Origin of the sequence: Paracoccus tibetensis (assembly GCF_900102505.1) — a bacterium.
Classification (GTDB): Bacteria; Pseudomonadota; Alphaproteobacteria; order Rhodobacterales; family Rhodobacteraceae; genus Paracoccus; species Paracoccus tibetensis.
Genome location: NZ_FMVT01000001.1, coordinates 542,384 through 558,622 on the forward strand (window position 1 = coordinate 542,384; position 16,239 = coordinate 558,622).

Annotated in this window: 14 protein-coding genes; 10 read left to right on the top strand and 4 right to left on the bottom strand. The window is 69.4% G+C overall.

The window, feature by feature from the left end; genetic code table 11:
* Nucleotides 1-50: 50 nt before the first annotated feature.
* Together BLP73_RS02700 and puuE are read right to left on the bottom strand one after the other, a co-directional pair.
* Nucleotides 51-941 (bottom strand): bifunctional allantoicase/(S)-ureidoglycine aminohydrolase, encoded by an 891-nt coding sequence (locus BLP73_RS02700; RefSeq protein WP_090739986.1) that lies wholly within the window; start codon nt 939-941, stop codon nt 51-53.
* The gene (puuE, locus tag BLP73_RS02705) at nt 938-2,344 is read right to left on the bottom strand and encodes an allantoinase PuuE (protein WP_090739988.1); all 1,407 of its coding nucleotides are present in this window, start codon (nt 2,342-2,344) and stop codon (nt 938-940) included. The genes BLP73_RS02700 and puuE overlap by 4 nt, the downstream gene beginning before the upstream one ends.
* Before the next feature lie 223 nt (nt 2,345-2,567).
* Between puuE and BLP73_RS02710 the strand changes: the two genes are divergently transcribed.
* Nucleotides 2,568-3,869 carry an NCS2 family permease gene (locus BLP73_RS02710; protein WP_090739990.1) on the top strand — a complete coding sequence of 434 codons (1,302 nt, stop codon included), beginning with the start codon at nt 2,568-2,570 and terminating at the stop codon, nt 3,867-3,869.
* A gap of 8 nt (nt 3,870-3,877) precedes the next feature.
* Here the strand turns inward: BLP73_RS02710 and bhcR are convergent, their stop codons facing one another.
* Nucleotides 3,878-4,693, bottom strand: coding sequence for an HTH-type transcriptional regulator BhcR (gene bhcR, locus BLP73_RS02715; protein WP_090739992.1), 816 nt, complete (start codon nt 4,691-4,693; stop codon nt 3,878-3,880).
* Nucleotides 4,694-4,963: 270 nt separating this feature from the next.
* Here bhcR and uraH point away from each other — a divergent pair, with 270 nt between their 5' ends.
* The 4 genes from uraH (at nt 4,964) to BLP73_RS02735 (ending at nt 8,474) form a co-directional block, all read left to right on the top strand.
* Nucleotides 4,964-5,317: a hydroxyisourate hydrolase gene (gene uraH / locus BLP73_RS02720; RefSeq protein WP_090739994.1), complete on the top strand. Its 354-nt coding sequence runs from the start codon at nt 4,964-4,966 to the stop codon at nt 5,315-5,317.
* Between the two features lies 1 nt (nt 5,318).
* On the top strand, nt 5,319-6,572 hold the full coding sequence (locus tag BLP73_RS02725) for a urate hydroxylase PuuD (protein ID WP_245686514.1): 1,254 nt from the start codon (nt 5,319-5,321) through the stop codon (nt 6,570-6,572).
* Between the two features lie 50 nt (nt 6,573-6,622).
* A complete protein-coding gene (locus BLP73_RS02730) occupies nt 6,623-6,970 on the top strand; it encodes a DUF2946 family protein (protein WP_090739995.1) in 348 nt (115 codons plus the stop codon).
* A gap of 103 nt (nt 6,971-7,073) precedes the next feature.
* Entirely contained in the window at nt 7,074-8,474 is a 1,401-nt protein-coding gene (locus BLP73_RS02735) for a PepSY-associated TM helix domain-containing protein (protein WP_090739997.1), read from the top strand.
* Nucleotides 8,475-8,555: 81 nt separating this feature from the next.
* Here the strand turns inward: BLP73_RS02735 and BLP73_RS02740 are convergent, their stop codons facing one another.
* A complete protein-coding gene (locus BLP73_RS02740) occupies nt 8,556-9,449 on the bottom strand; it encodes a LysR family transcriptional regulator (RefSeq protein ID WP_090739999.1) in 894 nt (297 codons plus the stop codon).
* 109 nt (nt 9,450-9,558) lie between these two features.
* Here BLP73_RS02740 and xdhA point away from each other — a divergent pair, with 109 nt between their 5' ends.
* From xdhA to BLP73_RS02765, 5 genes are all read left to right on the top strand, one after another.
* Complete coding sequence (gene xdhA / locus BLP73_RS02745; RefSeq protein ID WP_425415679.1) at nt 9,559-11,013, top strand: xanthine dehydrogenase small subunit; 1,455 nt, start codon at nt 9,559-9,561, stop codon at nt 11,011-11,013.
* Nucleotides 11,010-13,319 carry a xanthine dehydrogenase molybdopterin binding subunit gene (xdhB, locus tag BLP73_RS02750; RefSeq protein WP_090740002.1) on the top strand — a complete coding sequence of 770 codons (2,310 nt, stop codon included), beginning with the start codon at nt 11,010-11,012 and terminating at the stop codon, nt 13,317-13,319. Before xdhA ends, xdhB begins: the two co-directional genes overlap by 4 nt.
* The gene (gene xdhC, locus BLP73_RS02755) at nt 13,316-14,047 is read left to right on the top strand and encodes a xanthine dehydrogenase accessory protein XdhC (protein ID WP_090740003.1); all 732 of its coding nucleotides are present in this window, start codon (nt 13,316-13,318) and stop codon (nt 14,045-14,047) included. Before xdhB ends, xdhC begins: the two co-directional genes overlap by 4 nt.
* Nucleotides 14,035-15,321: a guanine deaminase gene (gene guaD, locus BLP73_RS02760; RefSeq protein WP_090740005.1), complete on the top strand. Its 1,287-nt coding sequence runs from the start codon at nt 14,035-14,037 to the stop codon at nt 15,319-15,321. Before xdhC ends, guaD begins: the two co-directional genes overlap by 13 nt.
* Before the next feature lie 659 nt (nt 15,322-15,980).
* The coding region (locus BLP73_RS02765) for a transposase (protein ID WP_245686515.1) at nt 15,981-16,239 on the top strand (259 nt) is incomplete at its 3' end.

Here is a 16,239-nt window from a genome sequence, read left to right on the forward strand (position 1 = left end):
CGGCTCCTTGGCTGCTGCGGAAGAACCCGCCGAAGCCGCCCGCCGTTCCCTCAGCGGTTCGGCCAGAGCGGCGCGTGCCGGTTCACGTCCTTGTAGAGCAGGTAGCGGAAGCGCCCCGGACCGCCCGCATAGCAGGCTTGTGGGCAGAAGGCGCGCAGCCACATGTAATCGCCCGGTCCGACCTCGATCCAGTCGCGGTTCAGGCGGTAGACGGCCTTGCCTTCCAGCACGAAGAGGCCGTGCTCCATCACATGCGTCTCGGCGAAGGGGATCGAGCCGCCGGGCTTGAAGGTGACCACCGTGATGTGCATGTCGTGGCGCAAGTCGGCCGGGTCCATGAAGCGCGTCGTGCCCCAGGCTCCGTCCGTGTCGGGCATCATCGAGGGGGCGATGTCCTGCTCCTGCACCACGATCGGGTCGGGCTTCTGGGTCCCGGCGAAGGGCTGCCAGCGCTTGCGCCACCAGTGGAAACCGGCGGGACCGGCCGTGCGGTTGCGGATCTTCCACGGCGTTGCGGGTGGGATATAGGCGAAGCCGCCGGGGGTCAGCAGGTGCTCGGTCCCGTCGATCACCACCTGCATGTCGCCGCCGGTCACGAAAAGGGCGTGCTGCACCTCGGGGTCGTCGTCGGGCGTGTCGCTGCCGCCGCCCTCGGCCAGTTCCACGATGTACTGGCTGAAGGTCTCGGCGAAGCCGGTCAGCGGGCGCGCCAGCATCCACATCCGCATCCCCGTCCAACCGGGCAGGTAGGAGGTGACGATGTCCCGCATCACGGTGCGGGGGATGACGGCATAGGCCTCGGTGAAGACGGCCGTGTCCGTGGTCATCCCGGTCTGCGGCGGCAGGCCCGCGACGGGGCCGGCATAGGGGCCGGTGTGCTGGTCGGGGAGGACGCGGGCGATGTCGCCGGTCGGGGCGCCCTTCGGCGGCTGGTCGGTCATTTCAGGGCCTCTTGCAGGCGGAGGGTGGCGATGCGGACGACCTGCGCTTCGGCGGTAGCGCGTTCGGTCAGCGTGTCGTTGTCGACGCGCGCCTGCATCGCGGAAAGGATGCCGGCCTTGTCGTGGTCGCGCACCGCGATGATGAAGGGGAAGCCGTGCTTGGCGACATAGGCCTCGTTCAGGCGGGTGAATTCTGCCCGCTCGGCATCGGTCAGGGCATCGAGACCGGCGCTGGCCTGCTCGGCCGTGCTCTCGGCGGTCAGGCGCTTGGCCTGCGCCAGCTTGCCGGCAAGGTCTGGGTGGGCGGCCAGCAGGCCGAGCCGTTCTTCGTCCGAGGCCTGCCGGAAGACCTGCGCCATGCGGGCGGCCAGGCCTGCGGCATTGTCATGGACCGCTCCCATCTCGTTGTCCCAGACCCGCTCGGCGATGAAGGGCGAGTGCTCGTAGATGCCCCCGAAGCGGTCGACGAAATCGGCGCGCTCCATCTGCGAGGGGCGGGGGCGGGGGGCATGGGGATGCTCGGCCGCCCAATGGCGCGCGATGTCGAGGCGGGTGGCGAACCACACCCCGTCATGCGCGCGGGCATGGTCCAGAAACCGCTTCAGCGCCATCGCCCGGCCGGGGCGGCCCGCAAGGCGGCAATGGAGGCCGACGGACATCATCTTGGGCGCCCCCGCCGCGCCCTCGGCATAGAGCATGTCGAAGCTGTCGCGCAGATAGTCGAAGAAGTCCGTCCCGGTGCCGAAGCCCTGGCCTGAGGAGAAGCGCATGTCGTTGGCGTCCATCGTGTAGGGCACCATCAGCTGCGGGCGGCCCTCGTGGACGTGCCAATAGGGCAGCTCGTCCGCGATGGTGTCGGCGAGATACGCGAAGCCCCCTTCCTCGCAGCCGAGCGCGACCGTGTTCATCGAGGTGCGCCCTTGGTAGAAGCCGCGCGGCCGCTCGCCGCAGACCGCGGTGTGCAGGGCCACGGCCTCGGCGATGTGCCGCGCCTCGTCCTCGCGCGGGACGTTCCTGTAGTCGATCCACTTGAGGCCGTGGGTCGCCATCTCCCATCCCGCGGCCTGCATGGCCGCGACCTGCTCGGGGCTGCGCTCCAGCGCGGTGGCGACGCCGTAGCAGGTGACGGGGATGCCCTCGAGCAGGCGCAGCAGGCGCCAGAATCCCGACCGCGCGCCGTAGTCGTAGATCGATTCCATGTTACAGTGCCGCTGGCCGGGCCAGGGCTGGGCGCCGATGATCTCGGACAGGAACGCCTCGGAGGCGGCGTCGCCATGCTCGATGCTGTTCTCGCCGCCTTCCTCGTAATTGACGACGATTTGGACCGCGATCTTGGCGCCGCCGGGCCACCGGGGATCGGGCGTTGTCCGTCCATATCCTCGCAAGTCGCGGCTGTAGCGCATCGGGTCCCTCCGGTCTGACTTCGCGTCACCTTTTCGCGCGCGCGGGGCGCATGCAAGGCGCAAGCTGCCGAATTCTCTATCAAGGAATCGGCGAAGATGGCGGTGCTTTTCAAAAAGGCATTGAAAGACTTGCGGCGCCAGCGCGATTGCGGCGACGGTCCCGAGCACCCAAGCTGCGCGCCGGAGCGGCCCGGCAGATGCGGCGGGCCGGAGAGGAACCCAAATGGAACGATATTTCAAGCTGTCCGAGAAGGGCAGCACCGTCCGCACCGAGGTGATCGCGGGCGTCACCACCTTCCTGACGATGGCCTATATCATTTTCGTCAACCCCGACATCCTGGCGACGACGGGGATGGACCGGAACGCGGTCTTCGTGGCGACCTGCCTTGCCGCCGCGCTCGGCTCGCTGATCATGGGTTTCTGGGCGAACTGGCCCATCGGCATGGCGCCGGGCATGGGGCTGAACGCCTTTTTCGCCTTCACGGTCGTCGGCGTCATGGGCTTCACCTGGCAGCAGGCGCTCGGCGCCGTGTTCATCAGCGGGGTGATCTTCCTGATCCTGACGGTCACGGGCGTCCGGCGCTGGCTGATCGCGGGCATCCCCACATCCATGCGCAGCGCCATCGCGGCGGGGATCGGGCTGTTCCTGGCGATCATCGCGCTGCAGGGCTCGGGGATCGTGGTCGGCAGCCCGGCAACGCTGGTCGCGCTTGGCGATCTGACGGCGACGGGCACGCTGCTGACCATCGCGGGCTTCTTCCTGATCGTGACGCTGGACGCGCTCAAGGTGACGGGCGCGATCCTGATCGGCATCCTCGTCGTCACGGTGGCGGCGATCGCCCTCGGCGTGTCGACCTTCGGAGGGATCGTGTCGATGCCGCCCTCCATCGCGCCGACCTTCCTGCAACTCGACCTGATGGGCGCGCTGACCTACGGCATCTTCCAGGTCGTGCTGGTCATGGTGCTGGTCGAGGTCTTCGACGCCACCGGCACGCTGATCGGCGTCGCCAAGCGCGCCGGCCTGCTGACCGAGGGGCCGACGCACACCAACCCCAACCTGGGCCGGGCGCTGATGGCGGATTCGACGGCCATCACGGCGGGCTCGCTGCTGGGGACGTCCTCGACCACCGCCTATGTCGAAAGCGCCTCGGGCGTGCAGGCGGGCGGGCGCACGGGACTGACGGCTGTCGTGGTGGGCGTGCTGTTCCTGGCGGCGATGTTCTTCGCGCCGCTGGCGGGTGCGGTGCCGGTCTATGCCACTGCGCCGGCGCTGCTTTATGTCGCGACGCTGATGGTGCGCGAATTGGCCGAGGTGATCTGGGACGACGTCACCGAGGCCGCGCCGGCCGTTCTGACCGCCATCGCCATGCCCTTCACCTATTCCATCGCGAACGGGCTGGCCTTCGGCTTCATCAGCTACGCCGTCATCAAGCTGCTGACCGGCCGCGCGTCCGAGGTTCATGCCGCGACCTGGGTGATCGCGGCGCTGTTCGTGGCCAAGTTCGCCCTGTTCGGCGGGCACTAGGCCCCACGCTAGGACAGCGGGCCGCCGCCCATCACCTCGGACAGCTCGGCCGCGGCGGCGGCCACTGTCGCGCCGAGCGTCTTGACGTGCTCGTGCCCGATCCGGTGAGACGGGCCGCTGACCGAGATGCCGGCGATGGCCTCGCCCGACAGATCGAAGACCGGGGCGGCGATGCAGCGCATGCCGCGTGTGCGCTCCTCGTCGTCGAAGGAGAAACCGCGATGGCGGATGCGGACCAGGTCGGCGGCCAGCGCGGCCGGTTCGGCCAGGGTGGTGGGTGTGAACCGGGGCAGGGCGCAGCGCGCGGTCAGCGCCTCCTGCACGTCGGGGCTGCCGAAGGCCAGCAGCGCCTTGCCGATCCCCGAGGCGTGCAGCGGCGAGCGCGTGCCCGGCGGGAAGAAGGCGCGGATCGTCTCCTGCGTCTCGGCCTGCGCCACGAACAGCACCGCGTCCCCGTCGAGGATCCCCAGGTTCGCCGTCTCGCCCGTGTGCCGCATCAGCGCGCGCAGGATCGGGCGGGCGCGTTCCACCAGTCCCGAGCGGCGCATGAAGGCCGAGCCGAGCCGGAAGGTCGCCGGTCCGATGTTCCAGGCCTGCGTCGCCTGATCGCTCTCGACCATCCCGCGCCGTGCCAGCGTGTGCAGGACGCGGTGCACGGTCGAGGGCGCCTGGCCCGAGGCCTCGGCCACCTCGCTCAGCGTCAGGCCGGGCCGTGCGGCCAGCAGGTCCAGCAGGTCCAGCGCGCGGGCCAGCGCCTGCACGGTGCCGGGCGCGTCGGCCCCGTCCTTCTTCGGGCGGCCCCTGCGCCGGATGGGTTCAGCCATGTCTCTTGCTCCGTGACGACCGCCGCGAACGGCGGGAAGACCGGCGGCCGGGCGGGCCGCCTGCTGCGACTCATAAAGGATCGCGGAAAAGCCTTCCACGGGAATTGCCGCCGCCCGCGAAGCTTCTGCCCGGCGCGCCGGCAGCCGCGCGGGCCGCTGCCGAAGTTGCGGATTATCCACGTTATCTAAAGAGTGGTTCGCACGCCTTTGCACTCGCCCGCGCGGCGGGATCGGCTATCACGGCAGAAAGACATGAAGAGGGGACGCAAGATGCCGGGCTATCTGACGACGCATGTGCTGGACACCGCGCGGGGGCGCCCGGCCGAGGGGATGGAGGTCGTCCTCTACCGCCTCGAGGGCGGCGCGCGCGAGGAGCTGGCGCGGCTGGTGACCAACGCCGACGGCCGCACCGACCGGCAGATCCTGCCCGCCGAGAGCTACGCGACCGGCCGCTACGAGCTGGAGTTCCACGCCGGGGCCTGGATGGACCGGACGGGCGTTCCGGCCGAGGCGCCGCGCTTTCTGGACGTGATCCCGATCCGCTTCGGCATGTCGCAGGATGATCACTACCACGTGCCGCTGTTGGTCTCGCCCTTCGGCTATTCGACCTATCGGGGCAGCTGAGATGATCCCCGACACCGTCATCATGTGGGAATGGCTGGCCTTCGCGATCCGCTGGCTGCATGTTATCACCGCCATCGCCTGGATCGGCAGCAGCTTCTACTTCATCGCGCTGGACCTGGGCCTGCAAAAGGCGCCCGACCTGCCCGCGGGGGCGCATGGCGAGGAATGGCAGGTCCATGGCGGCGGCTTCTACCACATCCGCAAGTATCTGGTCGCGCCCGAGCGCATGCCCGAGCACCTGACCTGGTTCAAGTGGGAGAGCTACTCGACCTGGCTGTCCGGGGCGGCGCTGCTGGCGGTGACCTACTGGGCGGGGGCGAACCTGTTCCTGATCGACCCGGCCAAGGCGGATCTGGCGGTCTGGCAGGCGGTGGCGATCTCGGCCGGCTCGCTGGCGGTGGGCTGGCTGATCTACGACACGCTCTGCAAGTCGCCCTTGGGCGAGCGGCCGACGGCGCTGATGCTGCTTCTCTTCGTGGCGCTGGTCGCCATGGGCTGGGCCTATGACCAGGTCTTCACCGGCCGCGCGGCGCTGCTGCACCTCGGCGCCTTCACGGCGACGATCATGACGGCGAACGTCTTTCTCATCATCATGCCGAACCAGAGGATCGTGGTGGCCGACCTCAAGGCCGGGCGGGCGCCCGATCCGAAATACGGCAAGATCGCCAAGCTCCGCTCGACCCACAACAACTACCTGACGCTGCCCGTCGTCTTCCTGATGCTGTCGAACCACTACCCGCTGGCCTTCGCCAGCCAGTGGAACTGGCTGATCGCGGCGCTGATCTTCCTGATGGGCGTGACGATCCGGCATTTCTTCAACACGATGCACGCCCGCAAGGGCTATCGCTGGTGGACCTGGGCTGTCACCGTCATGCTGTTCTTGGGCGTGATGTGGCTCTCCTCGGCCGGCCTGACGCAGGACAGCTACGAGGAAAGCGAGGCGCGCGCCCTGACCCCGGTCGAGACGCGCTTCGCCGAGGCCCCCGGTTTCGAGGAGGTGACGCAGACCGTCATCGGCCGCTGCTCGATGTGCCATGCGCGCGAGCCGGTCTGGGACGGCATCCACCACGCGCCGAAGGGGGTGATCCTGGAGACGCCCGCCGACGTCGCCCGCGCCGCGCGCGAGATCTACGTCCAGGCCGGCCTCACCGGCGCGATGCCGCCCGCGAACCTCACGAGCATGACGCTGGAGGAGCGGCGGGCGATCATCGCCTGGTTCCGGCAAGTCGGCGCCTTCGGCCTTGCCGGGATGTGACGCGCGATTTCACCGCTGACAGATCGGCTTCGGGCCGCTATAGGCGGCGCATGCTGCACGCGCTGCGCCTTTGCCTGCTGCTGGGGGTGATCCTCGGCGTCACGCTGCCCAAGACGGCGGCGGCGCTGGCCGATCTCGGCCTTGGCGGCCGGACGGTCGTGATCTGCACCGGCCACGGGCTGCAGGAGATCACGCTGCCTGCCGAGGGCGAGGGCGCCCCCGTCATCGGCAAGGCGCAGGACTGCCTGCTGGTCCATGCCCTGACGCCTGCGCCTCCGCTCGCCGCGCCGCTCTGGCAGCGCCTGATCCCGGCGCCCGCGCCCGCCGCCGCGCCGCTTCCGGCGCAGCCCGCGCCGCCGCGCCTCGATGGCTTCCCCCGCGCCCCGCCGCGCGCCTGACCTTCTCGACCCCATCGCCTTCATCGAGAATCCGCGCCCTCGGGCGCGACAGGAGCCATGACATGACCCATACCCGACCGGCGCGGCCCAAGCGGGGTGCCGCATGACCAGCCTTGATCTTCCCGCGTCCGAGGCCGCCCGGCCCGGCCGTGCCGCCCGCCTCTACCGCGCCGCCTGGCGCTGGCATTTCTATGCCGGCCTTTTCGTCGTGCCCTTCTTCCTGATCCTCGCCGTCACCGGCCTGATGATGCTGTGGATCGCCCATCTGGACGGCCGCGACGGCGAGCGCATCCCCGTCACCCCGCAATCCCACACCGCCAGCCTGAACCTGCAGGCCGCCGTCGCCTCCACCGCGCTGATGGGCGGGGAGACGGTGCAATACATCGCCCCCCGCGCCGAGGGGCTCGCCGCGATCTTCCGCGTCGACGGGCCGGGCGGGCCGGTCATGGTCGCCGTCGATCCGCACGAGGCGCAGATCGTCGCCGTCCATCCCCGCCGCAGCGGCTGGTATGACTGGGCCGACGAGGTCCACGGCTCGCTCATGCTGGGCGTTTTCGGCGACCGGGTGATCGAGATCGCCGCCTCGCTCGGCATCATGCTGCTGGCGAGCGGGCTCTATCTCTGGTGGCCGCGCGGCAGCTCGCTGCGCCGGGCGCTGATCCCGAGCGTCCGGGCGCGAGGCAGGGCGCTGTGGAAGCAGCTCCATGCCAGCACGGGGATCTGGATCTCGGCGATCCTGCTGTTTTTCCTGATCTCGGGCCTCAGCTGGGCCGGGATCTGGGGCGGGCGGATGATGCAGGCCTGGTCCACCTTTCCGGCCGAGAAATGGGACGCGCCCCTCTCGGACGCCACCCATGCCAGCCTGAACCATGGCCCCAAGGAGGTCCCTTGGGCGCTGGAGCAGACCCCCATGCCCGCCTCCGGCTCGGCGGCGGGCGCGCCGGGTCTGGCCGAAGGCGAGGCGGTGGGCATCGACAACATCGACGCGCTGGCCCGCCGGATCGGCTTCGAGGGCCGCTACCAGATGAACCTTCCGCGGGGCGAGACGGGCGTCTGGACCCTCAGCCGCGATTCCATGTCCACCGACAGCAGCGATCCCACCGCCGACCGCACCGTTCATATCGACCGCCACACCGGCCGCATCCTCGCCGACGTCCGGTTCGAGGACTACGCGCTCGCCGGCAAGGCCATGGCCGTGGGGATCGCGCTGCACATGGGCACGCTCGGCCTCTGGAGCGTGCTGGCGAACACGGTCTTCTGCCTCGCGGTGATCTTCCTCTGCCTCTCGGGCGTGGTCCTGTGGTGGAAGCGCCGGCCTGCGGGCCAGTGGCGCCTCGCCGCGCCGCCGATGCCGGCGGACATGCCGCTCTGGAAGGGCGCCATCGCCGTCGGGCTGATCATCGGCATCGCCTTCCCGCTGGCCGGGCTGACCTTCGCGGCCGTCCTGATCCTCGACGCGCTGGTCCTGCCCTTCCTGCCGCGCCTGCGCCGGGTGCTGGCGTAGGAGGCGCAGCCTCCTGGCGCGGACGGCCCCTCGATGGGCCGTCCGCGCCACCCCTCCCGCCCCCGGCAAGGTTCTTCCCCCTCAGAAGCGCGGCCGCAGCTCGCGCAGGGCGAAGTCGGCGAACATGCGGACCTTCGGGTCCTGCAGCCGCCGATGCGGGGTCAGGCAGCCGAACTGCGCCGTGACCGGCGGATGCGCCGGCAGCACCACCTCCAGCGCGCCCGAGGCCAGCTCCGCCTCCACCTCGTAGCGCGGGCGGTTCGCGATGCCGTGCCCTGCCAGCGCCCAGTCCCGCAGCACGTCCCCGTCATCCGTGTCGAACCGCCCCGAGACCATCATCTTGCGCGGCCCGTCCTCCGTCTCCAGCACCCAGTAGTATTCCGGGCTGCGGGGATAGCGCAGCAGCAGGCAGTCATGCGCTGCCAGATCCTCGAGGCTCGCCGGCCGCCCGCGCGCCTCCAGGTAGCTGGGCGCCGCCACCAGCACCCGCGGGCAATCCGCGATCTTGCGCCATTTCAGCGCCGAATCCGCCGGCTCGCCCAGAAAGAAGGCCAGGTCGATCGCGTCCTCAACGATGTTCACGCTGCGGTCGGACAGCCGCAGCCGGATCTCGACCCCCGGATTGTCGTCGCAAAAGCGCGGGATCAGCGGCGCGATCAGCCGCCGCCCGAGGCCTAGGGGCGCGGTCAGCCGGATCACCCCCTGCGGCTTGCCCGAATAGCTGCTGACCAGCGCCTCGGCCTCGTCCAGCGTATCGATGACGCGACGGGCGTGGTCGTAGAAGGCGCGGCCGATCTCGGTCGGGGTCAGGCGGCGGGTGGTGCGATTGAGCAGCCGCAGCCCGAAGCGATTTTCAAGATCCTTGATGCGGTTCGAGGCAACTGCCGGTGAAAGCCGCAGATCCCTGCCTCCGGCGGTGATCGAGCCCAGCTCGATGACCCGGACGAAGACGCGCAGGCTTTCGAGATAGGACATGGCCGTGGTTCGCTTTCAATGATCGGTGTAAAGTCTTCTATGCCACGGATCGTTTCGCGGAGGCAATTTCCGCCCTAACCTCCGGAAGCTCGCGCGAGGAAGGATGACCATGACCCAGCTGCGGTTCCTGCTGAACGACACCGAGGTGGCGCTGACCGAGGTCGGTGCCTCGGACACGCTTCTGGACCACCTCCGGATCGCGCGCCGCCTGACCGGCACCAAGGAAGGCTGCGCCGAGGGCGATTGCGGCGCATGCACCGTTCTTGCCGGGCGCATGACCGCGGAGGGCCTGATCTACGAGCCGGTTAACGCCTGCATCCGCCTGCTGGCCTCCTGCCACGCCACCCATATCGTCACCATCGAGCATCTGCGCGGCCCGGATGGCGGTCTGCACCCGGTCCAGGCGGCGATGGTCGCCCATCACGGCAGCCAATGCGGCTTCTGCACGCCGGGCATCGTCATGGCGCTCTACGCGCTGTGGATGACGAGCCCGGCCGCCGACGCCACCGCCATCGAGACCGCGCTTCAGGGCAACATCTGCCGCTGCACCGGCTACGAGCCGATCATCAAGGCGGCGCTGGCCGCCCATGCCGTGGGCGGGCAGCTTCAGGATGCGCTTGCCATTGAGCGCGAAGCCGTCTCGGCCCGGCTTGCCGCCATGCGGCAGGGGCGTGTCACGCTTGCCCGCGGCGCTGACCGCGCGCTGATCCCGGCGGACAACGACGATCTGGCGCAGCTGCTGCTGGACGAGCCGCAGGCGACGCTGGTTGCCGGGGCCACCGATGTTGGCCTCTGGGTCACCAAGTTCATGCGGGACATCAGCCCCGCCATCTTCATCGGCCATCTGATGAAGGACATCCGCGTCGAGGACGGCACCCTGCACCTTGGTGCCGGCGTTACCTATGCCGAGGCCGCCCCGCTCATCGCCCGCCACATCCCGGCCGCGCATGATTACTGGTTGCGGATCGGCGGCTGGCAGGTCCGCAGCATGGGCACGATCGGCGCCAACATCGCCAACGGCTCGCCCATCGGCGACACGCCGCCGCTGCTGATCGCGCTCGGCGCACGCATCGTCCTCCGCCGGGGCGCCGAGCGGCGCGAGCTGCCGCTGGAGGAGTTCTTCTTGGGTTACGGCAAGCAGGACCGCCAGCCCGGCGAGTTCGTCGAGGAGGTGCAGATCCCGACCCGGCCGGGCGCGCGGATCGCGGCCTACAAGGTCTCAAAGCGCCGCGACAGCGACATCACCAGCGCCGCCTGCGGCATCTGCATCGAGACCGAGGGCGAGACCATCCGCAGCGCCCGCATCGCTTTCGGCGGCATGGCCGCGACCCCAAAGCGCGCCCGCGCCGCCGAGGCTGCGCTGGAGGGCCAGCCCTTCGCCGAGGCCACCTTCCAGGCCGCCGCCGAGGCGCTGGCCGAAGACTTCCAGCCGCTGACCGACATGCGGGCCAGCGCCGAATACCGCGCGCTGGTCGCAAAGAACCTCATCCGCCGCTTCTGGCTGGAGCAGTCCGAGCCGGGCCTGCCGGTCCGCTTGCGCCATGACGGGGAGATCGCGGCATGAAGGACGACACGACCCCGATCCGCGGCCTTGCCCATCAGGACACGCCTCATGACAGCGCGATCAAGCACGTCACCGGCCGCGCCGAGTACACGGACGACCTGCCCGAGCCGGCGGGCCTGATCCACGCCTATCTTGGCCTGTCGCAATGCGCCCATGGCCGGATCACCGCGATGGATTTCAGCGCGACGCTGGCCAGCCCCGGCGTCATCGGCGTGATGACGGCCGCCGACATTCCGGGCGTCAACGACATCTCGCCCAACGGCAAGAACGACGACCCGATCCTTGCCGACGGTCTGGTGCAGTTCCACGGCCAGCCGGTCTTCGCCGTTATCGCCGAGACCCGCGATGAGGCCCGCCGCGCCGCGCACAAGGCGAAGATCGCCTACGACCCGCTGCCGCACGCGCTGGACCCGATGGCCGCAAAGAACGCCGGCATGGGCTATGTCACCGACAACCTGACCCTGCGCCGGGGCGACGCGCCGGCCGTCATGACCCGCGCCCCGCGCAGGATCGACGGGCGCTTCGCCATCGGCGGGCAGGACCATTTCTACCTCGAGGGCCAGATCGCGATGGCCGTGCCGGGCGAGGACGAGGACGTGATCCTCAACGTCTCGACCCAGCACCCGTCCGAGGTGCAGCACATGGTCGCCCATTGCCTCAAGATCCCCAGCAGCGCGGTCACGGTGAACGTGCGCCGCATGGGCGGTGGGTTCGGCGGCAAGGAAACGCAGATGAACCTCTTCGCCTGCGTCGCCGCCATCGCCGCCAAGCGCTGGAACCGCGCGGTCAAGATCCGCCCCGACCGCGACGACGACATGATCGCCACCGGCAAGCGCCACGATTTCGTCGTCGATTACAGCGTCGGCTTCGACGACGAGGGCCGCATCCTGGCCGTCGAGGGCGACTGGTATGCCCGCTGCGGCTTCTCGGCGGACCTCAGCGGCCCGGTGACGGACCGCGCGCTCTTCCACGCCGACAATGCCTATTTCTACCCCGATGTCCGCATCTCGTCGCACCCGATGAAGACGAACACGGTCAGCAGCACCGCCTTCCGCGGCTTCGGCGGCCCGCAGGGCGTGATCGTCGCCGAGCGGATGGTCGAGGAAATCGCCTATGCCCTCGGCCTCGACCCGCTCGAGGTGCGGCGGCGCAACCTCTACAAGAACGGCCAGCTGACGCCCTATCACCAGGAGGTGCAGGACCAGATCCTGCCGCAGCTGCTGGACGAGCTGGAGGCCAGCAGCGATTACAAGGCTCGCCGGCAGGCGGTGCTGGACTGGAACGCGAAAGGCGGCGTGATCCGCAAGGGCATCGCGCTGACGCCGGTGAAGTTCGGGATCAGCTTCACGGCCACCCACTTCAACCAGGCCGGCGCGCTGATCCATGTCTATGCCGACGGGTCCATCGCGCTGAACCACGGCGGCACCGAGATGGGGCAGGGGCTGAACACCAAGGTCGCCCAAGTGGTGGCCGAGGCGTTCCAGTGCGACCTCAAGCGCATCAAGATCACGAAGACGACGACCGAGAAGGTGCCGAACACCTCGGCCACCGCGGCCTCCTCGGGGACCGACCTCAACGGCATGGCGGCGCTGGACGCGGCCGAGCAGATAAAGGAACGGCTGGTCGAGTTCGTGGCCGAACGCTGGCAGGTCGCGCCCGATCAGGTCGAGTTCGTCCCCGGCCATATCCGCGCCGGCGATCACGTCATCCCCTTCACCGAGGTGATCCGCGCCGCCTACATGGCGCGCATCCACCTGTCGGCGGCGGGCTTCTACAAGACGCCCAAGATCCACTGGGACCGCGCGACCGGCAAGGGGCGGCCCTTCTACTACTACGCCTATGGCGCGGCGGTCTCCGAGGTCTCGGTGGACACGCTGACCGGCGAATACGTCATCGACCGCGCGGACGTGCTGCATGACGTCGGCCGCAGCCTCAACCCGGCCATCGACAAGGGCCAGGTCGAGGGCGCCTTCGTCCAAGGCGCCGGCTGGCTGACCTGCGAGGAGCTGTGGTGGGACAAGGACGGGCGGCTGCGCACCCATGCGCCTTCGACCTACAAGGTGCCGCTGGCCTCGGACCGCCCGCGCATCTTCAATGTGAAGCTCGCCGACTGGTCCGAAGCAGCCGAGCGCACGATCAAGCGGAGCAAGGCCGTGGGCGAGCCGCCCTTCATGCTGGGGATCTCGGTCTTCGAGGCGATCAATATGGCCGTCGCCTCGGTCTGCGGCTACCGCCAGCCTGCCCGGCTCGACGCCCCGGCGACGCCCGAGCGGGTGCTGATGGCGGTCGAGCGCCTCAAGGCATGATCCGCGTCCGCATCACGCAGGCGAAAGGCTCAACCCCGCGCGAGGCAGGGGCCGAGATGTTCGTCACCGAGGCCGAGGTCACCGGCACCATCGGCGGCGGCCAGCTGGAATACATGGCCATCGACCGCGCCCGGGAGATGCTGGCGCGCGGCGAGGCGGCGGCCGAGATGGACATCCCCCTCGGCCCCGAGATCGGCCAGTGCTGCGGCGGCCGCGTCACCTTGGCGCTGGACCGAGCCGCCCCGACGCCCGAGGACCATCCCGACGTCCTCATCTTCGGCGCCGGCCATGTCGGTCGCGCACTGGCCGTGGCGCTCGCCCCGCTGCCGGTGAACGCCACCCTGATCGACCAGCGCCCCGAGGAACTGGCCCGCGCCACCGGCCCCACGCGCCTGACCCCGCTGCCCGAGGCCGAGATCCGCGCCGCCCGCCCCGGCAGCAGCGTCATCATCCTGACCCATGATCATGCACTCGACTTCCTGCTCGCCGCCGAGGCGCTCGCGCGCCGCGACCTCGCCTATGTCGGCATGATCGGCAGCGCCACGAAGCGCGCCCAATGCGTCCGCTTCGCCCGCCAGCGCGGCATCGATCCCGCGCCGCTCGTCTGCCCCATCGGCGCCGGCTTCAGCCGCGACAAGCGCCCCGCGATCATCGCCGCCTTCACCGCCGCCGAGCTGATGGCGCGCCTCACCGCTTCTTCGTTGAACAAAGACCCATGCAACAGCTGATCCGGGGCCGCGTCCTCGACTTCTTCGCCGACCCCGCCGACACCGAGCAGAACCACCGCTACCACGAGAACGGCGCGATCCTGATCGAGAACGGCCGCATCCTCGCCGTCGGCGACCACGCCGACCTCAGACGTGCGGGGCTCGAGGAAGTCGACCACCGCCCGCACCTGATCCTGCCGGGTTTCATCGACCCGCATATCCACTTCCCGCAGCTTCAGGTCATCGCCAGCTGGGGCGCGCAGCTGCTGGACTGGCTGAACACCTACACCTTCCCCGCCGAGGCCGAGTTCGCCGACCCCGCTCACGCCGCCCGCATGGCCGGCCTGTTCCTCGACCAGCTGACCGCCCACGGCACGACCACCGCCGTCGCCTTCTGCTCCAGCCACAAGACCAGCGCCGAGGCGATGTTCACCGCCGCCCATGCCCGCGACATGGCGATGATCGCCGGCAAGGTGATGATGGACAGGGGCGCGATCCCGGCGGTCCATGACACGGCGCAGTCCTCCTATGACGACAGCAAGGCGCTGATCGCGTCCTGGCACGGCAAGGGCCGCCAGCGCTACGCCATCACGCCGCGCTTCGCGATCACCTCGACGCCCGAGCAGCTGGCGGCGGCGGGCCAACTTGCCGCCGAGCATCCGGACTGCCACGTCCAAACCCATCTCAGCGAGAACCGCGACGAGATCGACTACACGCTGAGCCTTTACCCGCAGGCGCGCGACTACCTCGACATCTACGAAGCGCATGGCCTCCTCGGCCCGAAGACCCTCTTGGGCCACTCCATCCACCTCGAGCCGCGCGAGATCGCCCGCATGGCCGAAACCCAAAGCCGCGCGGTCTTCTGCCCGACCTCGAACCTCTTCCTCGGCTCGGGGCTCTTCGACGCCGAGGGGCTGCGGGCGGCAGGCATCACCAGCGGCATCGCCACTGATGTCGGCGGCGGCACCAGCTGGTCGATGCTGCAGACCCTGAACGAGGGCTACAAGATCCTGCAGATGCGCGGCACGAGACTCCACCCGATGGCCGCCTTCCACTGGGCCACGCGCGGCAACGCGCTGGCCTTGGGGATGGAGGACGAAATCGGCACCCTCGCCCCCGGCAGCGCGGCGGACCTGGTGGTGCTGGACCCGCGCGCCACGCCCGCCATGGCCCTGCGCGCCGAGCGGGCGAGCACCTTGTCCGAGGAGCTGTTCATCCTGCAGATCATGGGCGACGACCGCGCCGTCGCGCAGACCTACATCGCCGGCCGTCCGCAGAAGGGCAATGCGGGCTGAAGAGCAGCCAAGGAAAGGAGACGTGTGCGCAGGCGCAAGCGTCGTCTTGACCTCACCGTCGCCATCCTCCTCTGACACCCGGCGCACCTTGCGCGGTAGGTAGTCATATCTTGCCGGCCCGCAATGCCGCACCTTCATGCGCCACGGCGCGCTCCTCGCCGGCGCCCGGTTGCGCTCGTCCCGGCCCGCCATGTCGAACTTGCAGGCGATGTGCAGCATCTGGTCCAACTCCTCCGGCGGCGGCTGGTTCGACAGCGTCGGCGGCGGCCCGATCCGGATCTGCGCCGCCTCGTGCAGGCCAGCGGCGGAATGCAGCCCCGGTTGGCGCCCAAGCCAGCCGGGGTTCAGCGCCAGCACAGCGCCGCGGCATACATCAAGGTCAACTGGAAATCGAAGGCAGGATTGTAGCCGGGGGATCCATTCCTCGCCAAGGCCCTTCAGCACCGCAATGATGATCTGGTGCTTGCACTCGACGGACCCCGTTGACCGGTCGTTGAGCAGCGGCAGGAGTGCCCGGCAATGCTCGGCTTTGCCGTAGCGACGCGCGGAGATGTCGTCGGCCGGCATCGCTAGGTAACCCGCGACGATCAGGCCATTCTCTGAATAGCCCCATGTTTCGTGGACGCCTTCTTCGCTAGCTTTGAGGCAAGGAGGCCATGATGGGCACGGGGAATTTCACTGACGACTTTAAGCGCGATGCTGTCGCGCAGATCACGGAACGGGGTTATCCGGCGAAGGAGGTTTCGGAGCGGCTCGGTGTGAGCACGCACTCGCTCTATGCCTGGAAGCGCAAGTTCGCGAAGGCAGTGTCGGGTGACACAGAGAAGGATGCCGAGATCCGGCGACTGAAGCGGGAGCTGGCGCGGGTGTCCGAGGAGCGTGACATCTTAAAAAAGGCCACCGCGTATTTCGCCAGGG